Genomic DNA, 18,273 nt, shown 5'->3' with positions numbered 1-18,273 from the left:
AGAGGAACGAATTCGGTGCGCACGGGACGGTCGGCAATTCCATTGGGGTGCTCGGATGGTGGAAAGTACCGATTTCTTGTTCCGCGACGCGTGGTTGTCGCCGTTCTGTGAAGACCTTTTCTCCTCTTTCGCGCGTGCGGACCAGCGCCGCTGGGGCGACGTTTACCTCCAGGGGCTTCTCACCGTGCCGGGCAGAAAGTCGATCCGCCGGATATCGGACCAGGTCGTGGGCCGCCCGGTGGACCAGTGTCTCCAGCAGTTCGTCAACCAGAGCCCCTGGGACTGGCAGCCCGTCCGGCGCAGGCTGGCCTGGCATCTCGCCGCGGCCTTCCGGGCGACGGCGTGGGTGGTCGAGGAGGTCGCCTTTCCCAAGAACGGGGCGAATTCCGTAGGGGTCGCCCGGCAGTTCGCCCACTCGGCGGGCCGCCTGATCAACTGCCAGCTCGGCCTCGCGGTGATGCTCGTCGGCGAGAGCGGGGGGTGCCCGGTGAACTGGCGGCTGCTGCTGCCGAGGAGCTGGGACGACGATCCCGCCCGCCGGGCGAGGACGCGCATCCCCGCGCACGAACGTCACCGATCACGGTGGGACCACCTGCTGGAGGCGATCGACGAGATGATCCTCGACTGGGGTCTGTCTCCGGCGCCCGTCGTCGTGGACACGCGGGTGACACCGCGGGTGGAGCCGCTGCTGCGAGGGCTTGAGGAACGCGGCCTGCACTACGTGGCCCGGGTCGGCGAGAGCGCACCGTTCGGCGGGCGCGCGGCGGGCTGGGGCCCAGGCCCGCCGGAGGTTCGCCCGCGACGCCCGGCCCGGCGGTTCGTGAGCGTCGAATGGGCGCCGGGCAAGGGCGGCCCCAAGGGCATGTGGCTGACCGACCTCGGCGACTCCCGCCTGTCGGAGGTCGCCGACCTGATCCACCTGCGGTGCCGCGCGGTCGCCCAGCTCGCCCTGATGGACGCGGAGTCCGGGCTGCGCCACTTCGAGGGCCGGTCCTTCCGCGGCTGGCACCACCACGTCACGCTGGTGTCGGCCGCCCACGGCTACCGGTTGCTCCGCGGGCTCGACCACGACGAGCTCGCCTACGCGCGGGCGGGAGGTTCCCGTGGGTCCCACGGCTGACGCGCCGCCTGGCCTGACCGCCCGGCTCAGGGAGATCGAGCTGTTCGCCGACCTCACCGACGACCAGCTGAGCTGGCTGGCCGAGGTGGGCTCGCACATGTGCCTGGCCGACGGCGACATCCTGTTCAGCGAGGGCGAGCCCGCGAACCGCTTCTACGTCCTGCTGGGCGGCGAGCTGCTGTTCACCAAGGTGTTCGGCGGCCAGGAGCACGTGCTGACCAAGCACATCGCCGAGCACGTCCCCGAGCCGCTGCTCGTCCAGTACGACGGCAAGCGGCGGGCGGCGCACCAGTTCACCGGCGAGCTTCCGCTGCTCACCGACAGCGGGTACATCGCCACGGCCATCTCTGCCGGCGGCACCGAGCTCATGGCCTACGACAAGCAGACGTTCCTGAACATGCTGACCCGCTGCCCGCAGGTCAGCCGGGTGCTGCTGCCGGTGCTGGCCTGGCGCATCCGCACGGTCGAGCTGGAGGCCGGGCGCAACCGCATGCTGGAGGGGCTCGGCACGCTGGCGGCCGGGCTGGCGCACGAGCTGAACAACCCGACGGCCGCGATGGTGCGGGCGGCGGGCGAGCTGCGCGGGACCGTGAAGGAGCTCACGGAGGCCTCCATGCGCTGGGGACGTGTCGCGACGCCGCCCGAGGCCCGGCTGCTCAACCGCATCTGCGACAGCCTGCACGAGGCCGTCCCGGCCGGGAAGCCGCTGGACGTCCTGGAGGCCGCGGAGGCCGCCGACGCGGTCATGGACTGGCTGTTCGACCACGGCATCGAGCAGTACTCGGACGTCGGCACGGCGCTGGTCGACCGCGGCCTGGACACCGAGACGCTGGACGAGATCGCCGCCGGCGTGCGGCCCGAGGTGCTGGAGGCGGCGATCTGCTGTCTCGGCCAGATCGTCCAGGCCCGGACGATGGTCGAGGACGTCGCCGAGGCGGGCCGGCGCATAGAGGCGCTGGTGGACACCACCAAGGCCTACACCAACCTCGACCGCGCCCCCGTGCGGGACGTGGACCTGTGGGAGGGGCTGGAGGCGACGCTGGCGATGCTGGCCCCCCGGCTCAGCGGCGTCCGGGTGCGCAGGCACTACGGGGACGTCCCGCTCGTCACGGCCTATCCCAGCGAGCTGAACCAGGTGTGGACCAACCTCATCGACAACGCGGTGGACGCGATGGAGGGCATCGGCGAGCTGCGCATCAGCACCCGCGTCGAGGGCCACCACGCGCTGGTGGAGATCAGGGACAGTGGTCCCGGCATCCCCCAGTCCGTGCTGTCCCTGCTGTTCCAGCCGTTCTTCACCACCAAGGACACCGGGCACGGCACGGGCCTCGGCCTGCACCTCAGCAGGTACATCGTGTCCCACCGGCACGGCGGCACGATCGACGTGACGTCCGTGCCGGGGGACACGCGGTTCCTGGTCAGGCTGCCGCTGACGCGGGGTCAGACTTCGGCGCGGTAGCGGTGGATCATCGCCACCGCCATCGCCCCCTCTCCGACGCTGGACGCGATGCGCTTGATGGACTTGGCCCGGGCGTCGCCGGCGACGAACACCCCGGGCATGCTCGTCTCCAGCGGCAGCGGCTCGCGCGGCAGGTCCCAGCCCTCGATCCCCTTGCGGGGGCCGAGGTCGGGGCCGGTGAGCAGGAAGCCGTGCTCGTCGCGGACCACGGTGCCGTCGAGCCACTCGGTGCGCGGCCGGGCGCCGATGAAGGTGAAGACGTACTCCGCGTCCTCGGTCCTCTCCTCGCCGGAGGACAGGTCGCGCAGCGTGATGCTCTCCAGCCGGTCGCCGCCGTCCGCGGCGACGAGGATGGTGCGGGTCAGGACGTCGATGTTGTCCTTGCGCCTGATCTCGTCGATCAGGTACTGCGACATCCGCGCCTCCAGGCCGTCGGCGCGGATCAGCATCGTCACGTGGCGCGCGTGCTTGGCGAAGTGCAGCGCGGCCTGGCCGGCGGAGTTGGCCCCGCCGACGATCCAGACGTGCTGGCCGACGCACAGGGTGGTCTCCGACAGCGTGGCGCCGTAGTAGATGCCCGCGCCCTCGAAGCGCTCGGCGCCGGTCGCGTCGAACCGGCTGTAGGACAGGCCAGGGCACAGCAGGATCGTCGATGCGCTGATCTCCTTGCCGTCGTCCAGGTGGAGGACGCCCGCGCGCCCGTCCCTGCGCAGCCGCACGGCCTCGACGGGGGAGAGCAGGTCGACGCCGAACCGGCGGGCCTGGGACACCGCCCGGCTGGTCAGCTCCACGCCGGAGATGCCAGAAGGGAACCCCAGGTAGTTCTCGATCCTGCTGGAGGAGCCCGCCTGGCCGCCGGGGACGTACGCCTCCAGCAGCAGCGTGGACAGGCCCTCGGAGGAGGTGTAGACGGCCGCGGCCAGCCCGGCCGGGCCGGCGCCCACGATGGCCACGTCGTAGTGCGGGTGCCTGGTCTGCATGGCGAGGCCCAGCTCGGTGGCGAGCCGGCTGGTGGCGGGCCGGACGAGCCGCCGTCCGTCGGGAAGCTGCACCACCGGGAGGTCGGTCACGGGCGTGTCCGGCGCCGCCTCGGCGGCGTCGGTGAACTTGAAGGGCTGACGGTGGCGGGTGAGGAAGTCGCGCACCCGGTGGGTGGCCGGCGCGAAGGGCTGGCCGATGACCGTGATGCCGCCGTAGGGCGCCTCGTAGCCGGACTGCCAGTCGGACAGCAGCTCGTCGAGCACCGGGTACAGCCGCTCCTCCGGAGGGTCCCAGGGCTTGACGAGGTAGTGGTCGAGGCGGACCTCGTTGATGGCGGCGATGGCCACGCTGGTGTCGGCGTAGGCCGTGAGCAGGACCCGTCGCGCCGAGGGGAAGCGGTCGGCGCACGCGGCGAGCAGCTCGATGCCGGTCAGCTCGGGCATGCGCTGGTCGGAAAGGATCAGCGCGGGCTCCTCGTTGCGGTCGCGGAGGGAGTCGAGGATCTCGAGTGCCTCGGCGCCCGACCCGGAGGTGAGGACCCTGTACCGGCCCTGGTAGGCCCGGATGAGATCACGTCGTATCGCTCGGAGCACGTGGGGGTCGTCGTCCACGGCGAGCACGACCGGGCGGTGCGGCTCAGGCATCAGGGCGTCTCCGATCGCTGAAGGCAGAGAGGGGCTGGGCGTTTCCGCGCGCGCGTCGGCGGGCCATGATTTCGGCCTAGCCACGTCACTTTAACCCGCATTTCAGAGAAGACGTTCTGACACATGACGAAGTATCGTCAGATTCTCCCGTCGACTTTCAGGACTTGACGGAATAACCCGACTTCAGGAAGTGAGCTCCGCCCGGTCGGGCGGTCTTGTAGTGAAATATCCAAATTTGTTTGAATCCGGTCGCGGACGATTGTCGATCGACAGGAGCCATCGATGCCGCGAAATATTCTTATCCTTCTCTCGGAGTACGGCTACTGGGGAGAGGAACTCCTGGGACCGCTGACCGCTTTCGACGAGCGGGGATATCAGAGCGTCTTCGCCACCGCCACGGGAAAGCGCCCGAAGGCGCTGCCCCCGAGCCTCGACCCCGGGTACATCGACCCGCCGCTGGGCCGTGCGGTGACCACCCCCGAAGTCGCGGTGGCCGCGCGCCGGCTGGACGAGTCCGACCGGCTGGACACCCCGACGAGCCTGGCCGAGTGGATCCCCGACAGGCCGTACTTCAGCGAGGACGGCTTCATCCGCAAGATCGAGGCGTACTACCGGGACATCGCCCGGCTCGACGAGCAGATCGAGGACTACGACGCCCTCACCATCGTCGGCGGCAGCGGCCCCATCGTGGACCTCGCCAACAACGGGCGGGTGCACGAGCTGATCCTCGCCTTCCTGCGGGCCGGCAAGCCGATCCTCGCCGAGTGCTACGGCGTCGCCTGCCTCGCGTTCGCCCGTGACTGGGAGAACCGCGAGAGCGTCATCTGGGGCAAGCACGTCACCGGGCACTGCAAGGAGTACGACTACAAGGACGGCACCGGCTTCATCGGCGTCGACTTCAACATGGGGCCGCCGCCGTACCCGCTGGAGTACATCCTGCGCGACGCCACCGGCCCCGACGGGCGCTACCACGGAAACGTGGGCAAAGAGACGTCGGTCATCGTGGACTATCCGTTCGTGACGGGACGCTCGACCCCCGACTCGTTCCTCTCGGGCCAGAAGCTGGTCGAGGTCCTGGAGTCCGGCCTGCGGCGCTACGGCTGGTGACCTGATGACGCCCCCGGCGCCGTTCCTCGTCCATCTTGTGATGACGTGAGGTGCAACGTGAGTGAAAAGCGACTGGCCGGCAGCACGGTCGCGATCTTGATGGAGAGCGACTTCGTCGAGCCCGAGATCCACTACTACCAGCGAAGGTTCACCGAGGAGGGCGCGCGGGTCGAGTTCCTCACGCGCCTGTGGGGCCAGGAGTCGATCACCTTCCACGGGCACGAGTACGGCAACCCGTTCACGGTGTCCGGCGACCTGGAAGCGGTCGACGACGACAAGCTCGACGGGTACGACATGTTCATCGTGCCCTCGGGCATCGTGTCGGACCGCCTGCGTTACACCGACGACGTCAACCAGCTCGCGCCCGCCGTCCAGCTTCTGCGCCGGGCGTTCGAGCGGCCCAACCTGCTCAAGGGCATCATCTGCCACGGCCTGTGGCTCGCCGCGCCGATCCCCGAGGTCGTCCGGGGACGCCGGCTCACGTGCCACAACAACCTCGTCGGCGACGCGCGGAACATGGGCGCGATCTACACCGACCAGGACGTCGTCGTCGACGGCGACCTCGTGACCGGACGCAGCTTCAACCACTGCCACGAGTTCGCCCGCATGATGATCGACCTGGTCGCGGCCGCCCGCGCGCCCAGGGCCCGCCAGCTCGTCGCGGCGGGAGCGGGAGCGGCCGGCGCGACGATGGGCGCCCTCCCGGAGATCGCCGGGAACGGCTCCAACGGGCACGGCAACGGCAATGGCAATGGCAACGGCGCGACCGCGGTGATCTCCGGGCTCGTCGCCCCGCCGGCCAACGGCAACGGCCGCGCGGCGGCCGCGCTGGAGCCGGTGGCCCCGCCGCGTCCCCCCGGCTACCAGCCGGACTTCACCTTCTCGGACCTCGTGGCCGGCTACATCACCGGCTACGACCCCGCGAGCGACACGATCGACCTCAAGACCAACGAGGGCAAGGCGATCCAGGCGCGGCTGACCTCCACGACCTCCGCGGAGTTCCTGCGCAACCTCGGCGAGCCGTACGTCGACGCCACCGGCCACCTGGACGAGCTCCTGAAGCCCGGCGGGTACCTGTTCGCGTACGGCATCTACTATCCCGAGAACGGCGCCTACACCTTCGAGGCCAAGCGCCTGGTGTTCCTGGGCCGGCAGGCCGACGAGTACAACTTCGAGCGTCCCGACTGGTGGGTGCGCCAGCTGAGCGCGCTGGCCAAGTTCTACCGCAAGGCGCAGTTCGGCGAGGGCGCGCCGATCGACTACACGAACTACCGCACCGCGCTGCGGCTCGGCGGCGAGAAGACCTCGGGCCTGAAGGGCGTGCAGGAGACCGACACGATCTCGCGCCTCGTCTACGGCATGGCCTCGGCCTACATGCTCACCGGCGACGAGGACTTCCTCGACGTCGCCGAGCAGGGCACCGCGTACCTGCGCGACCACATGCGGTTCGTCGACCGCGACGAGGACGTCGTGTACTGGTACCACGGCATCGAGGTGCGCGACGGCACCGAGCACAAGCTGTTCACCTCGGAGTTCGGCGACGACTACGACGCCATCCCGATGTACGAGCAGATCTACGCGCTCGCCGGGCCGATCCAGCTCTGGCGGCTCACCGGCGACCCGAAGATCCTCGACGACGCCGAGGGCACGCTTCGCCTGTTCCGGAAGTTCTACCACGACCCCGAGCAGGGCGGCTGGTACTCCCACATCGACCCGATCCTGCTCAGCCCGCACCACGAGTCGCTCGGCCCGAACCGCTCCAGGAAGAACTGGAACTCGGTGGGCGACCACGCGCCGGCGTACCTGACCAACCTGTACCTCGGCACCGGCGACCCGCGCCACGCGGAGATGCTGGAGGAGACGTTCGACCTGATCGTCGGGCACTTCCCCCAGGAGGGCAGCCCGTTCGTGCAGGAGCGCTTCCACGCCGACTGGTCGGCGGACCGCTCCTGGAACTGGCAGCAGGACCGCGCCGTCGTCGGGCACAACCTCAAGATCGCCTGGAACCTGATGCGGATGATGGCGGTGCGCCCCAAGGACCGCTACCGGCAGCTCGCCGTCGACATCGGCAGGAAGATGCCGCAGGTCGGCGCCGACCCGCAGCGCGGCGGCTGGTACGACGTCGTCGAGCAGCACCTCCAGGAGGGCCAGGAGGTCCACAGGTTCGTCTGGCACGACCGCAAGGCCTGGTGGCAGCAGGAGCAGGCGATCCTCGCCTACCAGATCCTGGCCGGGCACACCGGGGACGCCGAGTTCCGCCGCCGGGCCCGCGAGTCGGCCGCGTTCTACAACAGCTTCTTCCTCGACCACGACGAGGGCGGCGTCTACTTCAACGTCCTCGCCAACGGGCTTCCCTACCTGCTCGGCAACGAGCGGTCGAAGGGCAGCCACTCCATGAGCATGTACCACGGCGCGGAGCTGTGCTTCCTCGCCACCGTGTACGAGCGCCTGCTCCTGGACGACGAGCCGCTCACCCTGCACTTCCGCCCCAACCCCGACGGGTTCGCGGACCGCGTCCTGCGGGTCGCGCCGGACGCGCTGCCGCCCGGCCGGGTGCGGCTGGACTGGGTCGAGATCGACGGCCAGCCCTACCAGGATTTCGACGCCACGGCGCTGACCGTGAAGCTCCCCGATTCGAAGACCGCCCTGAGGGTCCGCGCTCACCTGTCGCCGATCGGCAACTAGGAGGAGTCATGCGACTCAGTACCGAGGTACGCGGTGACGTCACCGTCATCGCGCTGGAAGGCTCGCTGGACAGCCGTACGGCGCCCCAGGCCCAGCAGGAGATCGAGGCGCTGTTCCCGGAAGAGGGGCTGGTGCTGCTGGACCTCAGCGGCACGACCTACATGTCCAGCGCCGGGCTGCGCGTCCTGCTCCTGATCTACCGCAGGTCGCAGAACGGCGGGGCGCGCCTCGCCCTCACAGGGGTGCCCGAAGAGGTGCACGACATCATGGCGGCCACCGGCTTCCTCGACTTCTTCACCGTCGCGGGGTCGGTGGAGGACGGCGTCAAGGCGTTGACGGTATGACCGCACGCCCGACCATAGAACGCATTGACGCGTATCCGACGCGCACGATCGGCGGGTTCTCCGTCCGCGCCGGGCGGCCGTTGCCGTTCGGCGCGACCCCGGTGCCGGGGGGCGTCAACTTCTCCGTCTACTCCAACAACGCGACCGCGATGACCCTGGTGCTGTACCGGGCGGGCGAGTCCGAGCCGATGGCCGAGCTGCCCTTCCCCGACTCCTACGTCATTGGGGGCGTCTACTCCATGACCGTGTTCGACCTCGACGTCGAGGACATCGAATACGGCTACCGCGCCTACGGCCCGTTCGATCCCGAGCGCGGCCACAGGTTCGACCCCTCCGTCGTGCTGGCCGATCCGTACGCGCGGCTCATGAGCGACGCCTCGACAGGGCCGCGGCGGTCACGGGTGGCCTTGGACGACTTCGACTGGGAGGACGACAGGCCGCTGCGCCTCCCCCACGAGGATCTCGTGATCTACGAGCTGCACGCGCGCGGCTTCACCAAGGACCCCTCCTCGGGGGTCTCGGCGCCGGGCACGTACGCGGGCCTGATCGAGAAGATCCCTTACCTGCGCGAGCTCGGCGTGAACTGCGTCGAGCTCCTGCCCATATTCGAGTTCGACGAGAACGACAACCCCCGCTCTCACCCCGTCACCGGGGAGCCGCTGTCCAACTACTGGGGTTACAACACGGTGGCGTACTTCGCGCCCAAGGCGTCCTACGCCTCGACGGGCCGGTACGGGATGCAGGCCGACGAGTTCAAGAACCTCGTCAAACACCTGCACAAGGCCGGCATCGAGGTCATCCTGGACGTGGTCTTCAACCACACCGCCGAGGGCAACGAGCACGGGCCCACGATCTCGTTCAAGGGCCTCGACAACGCCACTTACTATATGCTCACGCCGGACGGGCACTACTACAACTTCAGCGGCACCGGCAACACGCTGAACTGCAATAATCCCGTGGTCCGCGGGTTCGTGCTCGACTGCCTGCGCTACTGGGCCTCCGAGTACCACATCGACGGCTTCCGGTTCGACCTGGCGGCCATCCTCGGCCGCGGGCCCGACGGCTCGCTGCTGTGGAACCCGCCGCTGCTGGAGTCCCTGGCCTACGACCCCGTGCTGCGCGACTGCAAGCTGATCGCCGAGGCGTGGGACGCCGCGGGTCTGTACCAGGTCGGCAGCTTCCCCAACTACTGCCGCTGGTCGGAGTGGAACGGCCGCTACCGCGACACCGTGCGCCGGTTCGTCAAGGGCGACACGGGCGTGGCCGGCGACCTGGCCACCCGCATGGTCGGCTCGCCCGACCTGTACGCCCAGCGCGGGACCTCCGCCACCATCAACTTCGTCCTGTGCCACGACGGGTTCACGCTCAACGACCTGGTGTCCTACAACGAGAAGCACAACTACGCCAACGGCGAGGACAACAGGGACGGCGACAACAACAACCAGTCGTGGAACTGCGGGCACGAGGGGCCGACCGACGACCCCGAGGTGCTCGCCCTGCGCGGCCGCCAGATGCGCAACGTCCTCATGATCCTGCTGGCGAGCCAGGGCGTGCCCATGATCCTCGCCGGTGACGAGGTCGGGCGCACCCAGCAGGGCAACAACAACGCATACTGCCACGACGGCCCGATGACGTGGTTCGACTGGGACCTGGTCGGCCGCAACGCCGACCTGCTGCGCTTCGTGCGGAAGGCGATCCGCTTCCGCCAGGCCCACCCGGTGCTCCGGCGCGGCCCCGCCTCGGCGGTGAGCTGGCACGGCGTCCGCCCCTGGACGGCGGACTGGTCGGAGGGCTGCCGGGTGCTGGCCGGCATGTTCGACGCCGGCGCGGACGACTGCGTGTACGTCGCCGCGAACTCGCACTGGGAGGGCCACAGCCTGGAGCTGCCGGCGCCCCCCGCCGGCACCGTCTGGCACGTGTTCGCCGACACCGCGGCGCCGACGCCGCTGGACGCGCACGAGCCGGGCGCCGAGCCACCGCTCCAGGACCAGTCCCGCGTGGACGTGGGCCCGCGCAGCGTCGTCGTCCTGGTCGCTCACGGCGCCGCGGGCGCCGGCGGCCAGGCGGAGCAACGAGACAACGGGAAGGAGGAGTGATGGCGTTCAAGGCGAAAATGCGGATCGAGGGCAGCACCGCCACCGTCAGGCTCGAAGGTGAGCTCGACGGCCGCTCGGCACCCGAGCTCAACGAGCTCGTCGTCCGGGCCGCGGACCAGCGTGTGGAAAGGCTCGTGCTGCTGCTCGAAGACCTTTCGTACATGTCGTCGGCCGGTATCCGCTCGCTGGTGTTCGCGCACCAGAAAATGCCGGAAGAGACGGAGATCCTGCTGGTCGGCACCCGGCCCGACGTCGCGGAGACGATCCGCCTGACGGGCTTCGACCGCAGCATCGTCATGCGGGAAACGTTGGAGGCCTGATGTTCGCGTGCCGGCTCAAGGTCGATGGCTCGGGCGCGTCCATCGCCGGGCCGGTCGGCGATTTCGTCGGCGCGCTGGCGGAACGGGCCGGACTGGCGACACGCCCGGCCTACTGGCTCCGGCTGGCCGCCGACGAGATCACCACCAACATCGTCATCCACGGATATCGGGGGCGCGGCGGTGTGGTGGATCTCGAGGGCGGCGTCGAGGCGGGCGGGGTGTACCTGCGCATCGAGGACGACGCCCCCGCCTTCGACCCCCGGGCGTACGACCCCGCGCCCCGTCTCGCCGTCCCGCCCAGCGTCCGTGAGCTGGGCGGGTACGGCTTGATGCTCGCGCTCGGCAAGGTGGACGAGTTCAGATATCAATACGTCGGGGGGCGCAACCGCAATACGTTGATCATGCGGCTGACCACCTCCGGCGAGGCTCATGGAGGAGTCGATGCCGAACGCGCTGGTGGTGTTTGAGGCCGAGTCGGCCGTGCCGAACGTGGTGGCCGAGCTTGACGAGGTGCTGCGCGCGGACGGGTTCGACGTCGCGTTCAGCACCCCGGACGATCTGACGATGCGCACCGAGGCGTCGCCGCAGCCCGACCTGCTGATGGTGTCCGCCTCTCTCGGCCTGCAACGCGTGGCGCTGGTCGGCCAGCACTTCATGGTCGACGGGCGGGTGCCCACCATCATTTCCTTCCCCGAGGACGACCTGTCCGCGCTGGAGGAGTGCGTCGAGGGCGGGTTCGACTACGTGACCCCGCCCTTCCGGCGCACCCTGCTGCGCAGCCGGATGAACTCGTGCCAGGAGAAGTCGGAGCTCACCACCACGGTGGAGGAGATGGCGGCGCTCGCGAGCCTGCGGGAGTACGAGCGGGAGCTGCACATCGCCCACGAGATCCAGTCGGGGTTCCTGCCCGAGAACCTTCCCGTGCCGGCGGGCTGGGAGGTCGGGGCGCGTTTCCGCCCGGCCAAGCAGGTCGCCGGTGACTTCTACGACGTGTTCACGATCGTCAACGGCCGCAGGCTCGCCTTCGTCGTGGCGGACGTGTGCGACAAGGGGATCGGCGCGGCGCTGTTCATGGCGCTGATCCGCACCCTGCTGCGGCACACGGCCGAGCACACGGGCGCGTCCCGGCTTGTGGAGGACGAGTTCCTGCTGTCGGTCGACGGCGAGGGGGCCGGCGGGTCGGCCGCGCCGCTGCTGTCGCTCGGGGCGGGCCCGCTGGTGCAGGCCATCCTCGGGACGAACAGGTACATGGCCCGCAACCACCTCAAGCAGGGGTACTTCGCGACCATGTTCTTCGGCGTCCTGGACCCGGTCTCGGGCGTCGTGCTGTACATCAACGGCGGGCACAACCCGCCGGTGGTGGTCCACGCCGACGGCAGGCGCACGCTGCTCCCGCCGACCGGCCCCGCGGTGGGCATCCTGCCCGACAGCTCCTACACCCTGGGGTACGTGCAGCTCGACCAGGGCGACACGCTGTTCGCCTACACCGACGGAGTGGTGGAGGCCCGCGACATCCAGGGACACCTGTACGGAATGCCCAAGCTGGTGGACCTGCTGGAGAGCAACAGGGGCAGCGACGCGGAGACGATGCTGGAGGAGGTCGACGCCTCGGTGCGGCACTTCGCCGGGCACGCCGAGCAGAGCGACGACATCACCACGCTGGCTCTGCGCCGCACGCCCGCGGGTTTCGCGGGACCGTAACACAACATCCGAGAGTCCGCCGAAAACGGCCCGGCGCCGGACGCGATCAGCGTCCGGCGCCGGGCCTTTGCCTGCGGCCGTCAGGGCTGTTCGACGGGGACGGCCGTAACCGTCTTGTACAGCTCCCCGGCGAGGCGGCCCAGCGGCCGCGGGCTGAGCAGCTCGCCGATGCGCACCTCCACGGCCAGGTCGGTCTTGACGCGGGCGCTGAGCTTGGCGGCGAGCACCGAGTCCAGGCCGTGCAGGGTCAGCGGGACCTCCGGGTCGAGCTGGTCGGGCGGCAGGCCCAGGAACTCGGCGAACCGCAGCATCAGGTACTGGCTGAACGCCTCCGGCGAGGACGTCGCCAGGTCCGCGCCGTCGTAGGTCGCCTCCGGGTGAGCGCTCTCTTCGAAGACCGGCTCGGACACCGGCGCCGGCAGCGTGTCCTCGGGCAGGTCGACCCAGAAGCGCTTACGCTGCCAGGCGTAGGACGGGAGCGGGACGTACCGCCCGCCCGGGTAGATGCGCTCCCAGGCGGGATCACAGCCCCGCACGTAGGCATGCGCGAGCCCGTGCAGCAGGGACTCCAGCTCCGGTTCCTCGCGGTGCAGCGACGGCACCGCCGTGGCGTCCGTCCCCGAGACCGCGATCTCGTCCTCGATTACGGCGCTGAGCAGAGGGTGCGGGCTGATCTCCACGAACAGGGTGGGGCTCGCGTCGGCCAGCACGGCGCGGACGGCGGAGGCGAAGCGCACCGGGCGCCGCAGGTTCTCCATCCAGTAGTCCCCGTCGAGCACGGCGCCGTCGATCACCCGGTCGAGCAGGGTGGAGTGCATCGGCACCGTCCCGGCCCGGGGGCGCAGGGACGAGAGCGCGTTGAGCAGGGCAGTCCGCACAGGCTCGACCTGCGGCGCGTGCGAGGCGTAGTCCACCTGCACCTGCCGGCAGAAGACCCCCTGACGGCGCAGCGGCTCGATCACCTCGGCCATCGCGTCCGGGTCGCCCGCGAGCACGCACGAGCGGGAGCTGTTCACCACGCCCACGCACACCTGGCCGGAGCGCTCGCCGATCGCCTCCTGCGCCTTCTGCTCGTCCAGATGGACGACCCACATCGCGCCCGAGCCGCTGAGCCCGTCCAGCAGCGCGCTCCTGCGGCAGATCACCGCGGCGCCCTGGCGGACGGTCAGGGCCCCGGAGACGGTCGCCGCAGCGACCTCGCCCATGCTGTGCCCGATGAGCAGGTCCGGGGTGACGCCCCAGTCCTGCCACACCGCGGCGAGGGAGACCTGCATCGCCCACAGCGCGGGCTGCACCTCGCTGGTCGCCGTCAGCGGGGCGTCGTCGCGCAGCCGGTCGATGACCGACCAGCCCATCTCGGCCTTGATCGCCCGGTCGCACTCGCGCATGCGCCGCGCGAAGACCCGGTTCTGGTCCATCAGCTCGCGGCCCATGCCGACCCACTGCGAGCCCTGTCCCGGGAAGACGAACACGACCCGGGACGGCCCGGACGCCCGGTAGCTCCCGCCGACCACCGACTGGGGGAGGGCCCCCGCTCCGAAGGCGCGCAGCGAGGCGGCCGGCCTGTGCCCGCCGCCCACGACGGCGAGCCGCAGCTCGTGGTGGCTCCTGCGCGCCCCCGCGCTGTAGCAGATGTCGTAGAGGTCGGTCCCCGGGGTGTCGAGGGCGTCGGCGTACCGCAGTGCCATCTCCGGGAGCGCCTGGGAGTCCCGCGCCGACAGGGGGAGCAGGAAGGGGGCCGAGCCGGGCTTGCGCCGTGGTGCCTCCGACACCGCGGGTGGCTCGGCCAGCACGACGTGCGCGTTCGTCGCCGACAGGCCGAACGAGCTGACGCCCGCGATGGCGGGGCCGGGCCGCTCGGGCCAGGGCTGGGTGCGCCTGGCGAGCCTCAGCGGCATGCCGGGCTCGTCGAACAGCGGATGCGGTTGTTTCACGTGGAGCGTGGCGGGGATGATCTTGTGCTTGAGCGCCATGGCGGCCTTGACGAGGCCGATCAGCCCGGCGACGCCCTCCCCGTGGCCGATGTTCGACTTCGCGGAGCCGACCAGGCAGGCGTGCCCGGCCTTGCGGCCCTCGCCCATCACGCGGCCGAGCGCGGCCAGCTCGGTCAGGTCGCCCCGGGGCGTTCCCGGGCCGTGCGCCTCGACGTAGGCGACCTGGCCCGGCGCCACGCCCGCGTCCTCGTAGGCGTCGCGCAGCATGGCCTCCTGGCCGTCCACGCCCGCCGCGATGAGGGTGCCCGACCCGCGCCCGTTGCTGTTGACGGCCGTCCCGATGATCGTCGCGTAGACCTGGTCGCCGTCGGCCAGGGCGCGCGAGAGCGGCTTGAGCACGATGCTCACCGCCGCCTCGCTGCGCACGTACCCGTCGGCTCCGGCGTCGCCGAACCTGCACCGGCCGGACGGCGAGAGCACCCCGGCGTCGGCGAGGCTCAGGTAGAGGTCGGAGGCCAGCAGCAGGTTGACGCCGCCCACGATGGCGAGCGTGCTGTTGCCGCTCCACAGCTCCCTGCACGCGAGGTGAACGCCGAGCAGGGACGTCGAGCAGGTGGCCTCCATGCCCATGCTCGGTCCGCGCAGGTCGAAGAGGTAGGAGAGACGTCCGGCGAGCGTTCCCCAGTTGCCCGCGCCCACCGCGGCGTGCATGTCGTAAAGGCCTGCCCTGCGCAGGATGTCCCAGTAGTCGGACGGCAGGCAGCTCGTGTAGACGGCGGTCCTGCTCCCGGCCAGGTCCGGCAGGGGGATGCCCGCGTCGTCGATGGCCTCGGCGGTCACCTCGATGAGGAGGCGGTGCTGCGGGTCGATGCGCAGCGCCTCGTGAGGAGAGATCGAGAAGTACGACGCGTCGAACTGGTCGATGTCCTGAAGGAATCCGCCCGCACGGGCGGCGATGCGGTTCCACCATTGCGCCGTCGCCTGGTTGGTGTCGCTGGAGGCGAACCTGTCCACGGGGATCTCCCCGACGGTGTCGCACTCTCCGACCAGGACGTCCCAGAACGCTGGGACGCTGGACGCGCCCGGCAGCCGGCACGCGGCGCCGATGATGGCTATGGGATCTCTAGGGCTGGGGGTGGTGTTCATGCGGCCTCCACTCCGCCTGTGACGTTCGTTCTCCCGTGGCCGGTCAGCGTTGATATCGCGACCGCGACGTCCCAGCCGGAGTTCTGCTCGCCGCCGTGGAAGTCGCTCGCCAGAAGAGTCGCTTCGCCGGACCTGCCGGCGAGCAGGAGCGCGTCGATGAGACACGCCGTGATGTAGGGCGACAGCCACGGGGGCCCGGCGTCAACGCCGCCGTTGCCGAGCGCCAGCGCGCGTCGCAGATGGAACACCGCTTCGTGCGGGTCGGCGGCGATCGTCGCCGTCGCCCGCGCGGCATGCACGAACAGGGCCGTCTCCCTGTCGTCGCGGTCGACATTCCCGATGCCGGCCGAGCCGTCGGACCCGCGGCCGGTGAGGGCCTGGATCCAGGAACGGTAAGCGAGATAGCGCCCGCCGGGACGGGGACCGCGCAGCAGCGCGGCCTTGAGCAGGAAATCCTCGGCTCCCATGGCTTGGCCGAGCCCGAAGGCCATGGCCATCGCCTTCGCCAGCGCGAGGTGCGGCGTCGTTTCGACGGTGTCGTCGGGCAGCGAGTCCAGGAAGCCGACGACTGCCTGGGCCCGCCCGTGAAGCAGCAGCAGGTGGGCGAGCACCGGGGCGACCATCTCCCCGGCGCCGCACCACACGGCCGCCTTGCACAGTTCGTGGGTGCGTTCGAGCGAGAGCTCGTACCACGCCTGCGTCGTGGCCTTGGAAAGGAGTTCGAGCGACCTGCGGGTGCCCCCCGAGGTCCAGGTGCTCACCTCGCGGAACTCCCAGAGGTTGTTACGGCGGACGAAATGGACGCCGAGGTCGCACGACGTGATCAGCTCACGCAGCAGCGCCGGGTTTCCTCCCGAGGCCGCGTGCAGCGCCTCGGCGGTGGCGTGCCGGACGTGGCCGCCGATGACGTCGGCCAGCAGCGTCGTCACGTCGTCCAGAGCCAGCGGCGGCAGGTGAACGTTCCGCCGGTGCGGCTCGAACCGCAGGCTGTCGGCCGGGTCCGGGTGCGGGACCGAGCCCCCGGGGGCGGTGGTCACCAGGAGCGTTCCAGCTCCCCGCCGGCACAGTTCCCGCAGGCTGAGCAGCGTGGCGTGGTCGCTCAGGTGAGCGTCGTCCACCACCAGGAGCAGGCCACGCCCGTTCGCCGGGATGCGGGCGGCGACCCCTGACGCGGGGCCCGAGGTTTCGAAGCGGACGACCTCGAAGGACGCGGCCTCCTCGGACTCGAGCGCGCGCTCGAGCAGCGCCGTGCGGCCCATGCCCCGTTCGCCTTCGATGATGATCGGGCCGGCCACCCGGGCGCGCAACGACGCGCGGATGCTTTCGAGCTGCTCATTCCGGCCCACGAAATTCCAGTGCATTGTGGTCCCCCTTATTCCCCAGGCCGCGTTAACACGCCGGACTCGCCAGGGGACGGCAAGGCCGATCGAGCGGCTCATGGCCTGGACGTTAATCAGGGCAGACGACATTGGAAACGTCCGGCTCCGTGACTGCTCGGTCGTCGTTGTCGCGCGTCCCACGATCAACCAGACGGAATCATGGCGTCAATCCAGAGATGACGGAATCCTACGCCGATTCGGGACAAATGCTATACAGAGCTATTGGGAGCACCGTCGATGGGCAGATGCACCACGATGGAATGGAATGGACTGTCCATGACGCGCAGCACCGCGATTTGGAAAGTGCAGGTTCCCAGCCCCGGCACGTCGAGGGTGCGGGGGCGGACGTGCTGCTCGCGGACGTGCTGCTCGTTCCACCACAGCCGGAACTCCGGGCTCTCCCGTTCCAGCTCGCGCACGAGCTGGTTCATCCTCCTGTCGGCCGCCCTGCTCGCGTAGGCCGCCCGCAACCGCGCCACGACGTCGCGGGTGTCCTCGGCCCAGTCGATGATCCGCTCCCGTGCCTCCGGCGCCGTGAGCATCCACCTCAGCATGCTCCTGCGCCCCTCCGGTTGCTTCCCGAAGTCGGTGTACCAGTCGACCGTGGCCTTGTTCCAGGCGACGACTTCGCCGTACTGATTCGCCGCGTAGACGGGAAAGGGGCCGTATCCCGTGATCCGGGTCACCTGGGTTACCAGATGCCGGCCCTCGTCATCGAGATCGCTCGGAACCTCGGTGGTCCGGCCGAGGGCGAGCTGATGGATGTACTTCCGCTCGTCCTCCTCCAGGCACAGAACGTTCGCCAGGCTGTCGAGCACCTGCGGCGACGGGTGGATGTCCCGCCCCTGCTCCAGGTAGGTGTACCAAGTCGGGCTCAGACCCGCGAGGACCGCGACCTCCTCCCTGCGCAGCCCCTGGGTACGCCTGCGGGCGCCGGCGGGAAGGCCGACCTGTTCTGGGGTGATGCGTGCCCGGCGGTTGCGTAGGAACCGGGCGAGCTCCTGCCTTCTCTCGCTACTGCCGGCCACGAAATCTCCCCTGCACCTGACGTGATACGTGCCGGTCGTGCGCACGTCGCTACGACTGTAGGTCACTAACCGGCATATCGTCATCGAGTGGTATCCGGAGGTGGAGTTTTGGCTCTGGCTGGAAGTCGGGTGGGCATCGTGGGCGGCAGCCTCGCCGGCTGCGCCGCCGCCGCGGTGCTGCGCCGCATGGGCTGTGAGGTCACGGTCTATGAAAGGACCCGGGGCGAGTTGCGGGGCCGGGGCGTGGGTATTGCGCTGCCGATCGAAATGCAATACGAGCTTGTTTCGGGCGGTTACGTTCTGGAAAATGTACCATTCGTTTCCAATGC

At 70.0% G+C, this 18,273-nt stretch carries 13 protein-coding genes and 1 pseudogene; 10 read left to right on the top strand and 4 right to left on the bottom strand.

Translation table 11 applies throughout. The features are described from left to right. Nucleotides 1–55: 55 nt before the first annotated feature. Complete coding sequence (locus DQ384_RS36180; protein WP_220183324.1) at nt 56–1,120, top strand: IS701 family transposase; 1,065 nt, start codon at nt 56–58, stop codon at nt 1,118–1,120. After that, entirely contained in the window at nt 1,104–2,579 is a 1,476-nt protein-coding gene (locus tag DQ384_RS36175) for an ATP-binding protein (protein ID WP_114033388.1), read from the top strand. Before DQ384_RS36180 ends, DQ384_RS36175 begins: the two co-directional genes overlap by 17 nt. Here DQ384_RS36175 and DQ384_RS36170 read toward each other — a convergent pair. Beyond that, on the bottom strand, nt 2,561–4,204 hold the full coding sequence (locus DQ384_RS36170; RefSeq protein ID WP_114033387.1) for an NAD(P)/FAD-dependent oxidoreductase: 1,644 nt from the start codon (nt 4,202–4,204) through the stop codon (nt 2,561–2,563). The two genes, DQ384_RS36175 and DQ384_RS36170, sit on opposite strands and share 19 nt — an antisense overlap. A gap of 282 nt (nt 4,205–4,486) precedes the next feature. Between DQ384_RS36170 and DQ384_RS36165 the strand changes: the two genes are divergently transcribed. The 7 genes from DQ384_RS36165 to DQ384_RS36130 are packed head-to-tail and all read left to right on the top strand — an operon-like array spanning nt 4,487 to nt 12,457. Beyond that, nucleotides 4,487–5,311 carry a type 1 glutamine amidotransferase domain-containing protein gene (locus DQ384_RS36165; protein ID WP_114033386.1) on the top strand — a complete coding sequence of 275 codons (825 nt, stop codon included), beginning with the start codon at nt 4,487–4,489 and terminating at the stop codon, nt 5,309–5,311. A 57-nt stretch (nt 5,312–5,368) separates the two neighbouring features. Then, the gene (locus DQ384_RS36155; RefSeq protein ID WP_220183323.1) at nt 5,369–7,996 is read left to right on the top strand and encodes an AGE family epimerase/isomerase; all 2,628 of its coding nucleotides are present in this window, start codon (nt 5,369–5,371) and stop codon (nt 7,994–7,996) included. A gap of 8 nt (nt 7,997–8,004) precedes the next feature. Further along, on the top strand, nt 8,005–8,340 hold the full coding sequence (locus DQ384_RS36150) for an STAS domain-containing protein (protein WP_114033385.1): 336 nt from the start codon (nt 8,005–8,007) through the stop codon (nt 8,338–8,340). Continuing rightward, nucleotides 8,337–10,436 (top strand): glycogen debranching protein, encoded by a 2,100-nt coding sequence (locus DQ384_RS36145; RefSeq protein WP_220183322.1) that lies wholly within the window; start codon nt 8,337–8,339, stop codon nt 10,434–10,436. The genes DQ384_RS36150 and DQ384_RS36145 overlap by 4 nt, the downstream gene beginning before the upstream one ends. Then, nucleotides 10,436–10,756, top strand: a complete 321-nt coding sequence (locus DQ384_RS36140) for an anti-sigma factor antagonist (protein WP_114033384.1) — start codon at nt 10,436–10,438, stop codon at nt 10,754–10,756. Before DQ384_RS36145 ends, DQ384_RS36140 begins: the two co-directional genes overlap by 1 nt. Next, nucleotides 10,756–11,223, top strand: coding sequence for an ATP-binding protein (locus DQ384_RS36135; protein WP_114033383.1), 468 nt, complete (start codon nt 10,756–10,758; stop codon nt 11,221–11,223). Before DQ384_RS36140 ends, DQ384_RS36135 begins: the two co-directional genes overlap by 1 nt. After that, entirely contained in the window at nt 11,198–12,457 is a 1,260-nt protein-coding gene (locus DQ384_RS36130) for a PP2C family protein-serine/threonine phosphatase (protein ID WP_181871603.1), read from the top strand. The genes DQ384_RS36135 and DQ384_RS36130 overlap by 26 nt, the downstream gene beginning before the upstream one ends. An 80-nt stretch (nt 12,458–12,537) precedes the next feature. Here the strand turns inward: DQ384_RS36130 and DQ384_RS36125 are convergent, their stop codons facing one another. From DQ384_RS36125 to DQ384_RS36115, 3 genes are all read right to left on the bottom strand, one after another. Then, nucleotides 12,538–15,537, bottom strand: coding sequence for a type I polyketide synthase (locus tag DQ384_RS36125; protein WP_114033381.1), 3,000 nt, complete (start codon nt 15,535–15,537; stop codon nt 12,538–12,540). Beyond that, the gene (locus DQ384_RS36120; protein ID WP_147269012.1) at nt 15,534–16,898 is read right to left on the bottom strand and encodes a hypothetical protein; all 1,365 of its coding nucleotides are present in this window, start codon (nt 16,896–16,898) and stop codon (nt 15,534–15,536) included. Before DQ384_RS36120 ends, DQ384_RS36125 begins: the two co-directional genes overlap by 4 nt. Nucleotides 16,899–17,125: 227 nt before the next feature. Then, complete coding sequence (locus DQ384_RS36115; protein ID WP_181871602.1) at nt 17,126–17,944, bottom strand: helix-turn-helix transcriptional regulator; 819 nt, start codon at nt 17,942–17,944, stop codon at nt 17,126–17,128. An 87-nt stretch (nt 17,945–18,031) separates the two neighbouring features. On the opposite strand from DQ384_RS36115, the pseudogene DQ384_RS44335 reads away from it, so the two are divergent. Further along, a pseudogene (locus DQ384_RS44335) lies at nt 18,032–18,154 on the top strand (NAD-binding protein); the annotation flags it as partial. Between the last annotated feature and the right edge of the window lie 119 nt (nt 18,155–18,273).

This window comes from Sphaerisporangium album (assembly GCF_003323745.1).
Lineage (GTDB): Bacteria > Actinomycetota > Actinomycetes > Streptosporangiales > Streptosporangiaceae > Sphaerisporangium > Sphaerisporangium album.
The sequence above is the reverse complement of the archived record's forward strand: the minus strand, read 5'-3'. Positions and strand labels throughout refer to the sequence as shown.

Coding starts and splice junctions, on each gene's coding strand:
- DQ384_RS36180 (WP_220183324.1), top strand. CDS start 56: ATGGTGGAAAGTACCGATTTCTTGTTCCGCGACGCGTGGTTGTCGCCG.
- DQ384_RS36170 (WP_114033387.1), bottom strand. CDS start 4,204: ATGCCTGAGCCGCACCGCCCGGTCGTGCTCGCCGTGGACGACGACCCC.
- DQ384_RS36165 (WP_114033386.1), top strand. CDS start 4,487: ATGCCGCGAAATATTCTTATCCTTCTCTCGGAGTACGGCTACTGGGGA.
- DQ384_RS36150 (WP_114033385.1), top strand. CDS start 8,005: ATGCGACTCAGTACCGAGGTACGCGGTGACGTCACCGTCATCGCGCTG.
- DQ384_RS36145 (WP_220183322.1), top strand. CDS start 8,337: ATGACCGCACGCCCGACCATAGAACGCATTGACGCGTATCCGACGCGC.
- DQ384_RS36140 (WP_114033384.1), top strand. CDS start 10,436: ATGGCGTTCAAGGCGAAAATGCGGATCGAGGGCAGCACCGCCACCGTC.
- DQ384_RS36135 (WP_114033383.1), top strand. CDS start 10,756: ATGTTCGCGTGCCGGCTCAAGGTCGATGGCTCGGGCGCGTCCATCGCC.
- DQ384_RS36130 (WP_181871603.1), top strand. CDS start 11,198: ATGCCGAACGCGCTGGTGGTGTTTGAGGCCGAGTCGGCCGTGCCGAAC.
- DQ384_RS36125 (WP_114033381.1), bottom strand. CDS start 15,537: ATGAACACCACCCCCAGCCCTAGAGATCCCATAGCCATCATCGGCGCC.
- DQ384_RS36120 (WP_147269012.1), bottom strand. CDS start 16,898: ATGCACTGGAATTTCGTGGGCCGGAATGAGCAGCTCGAAAGCATCCGC.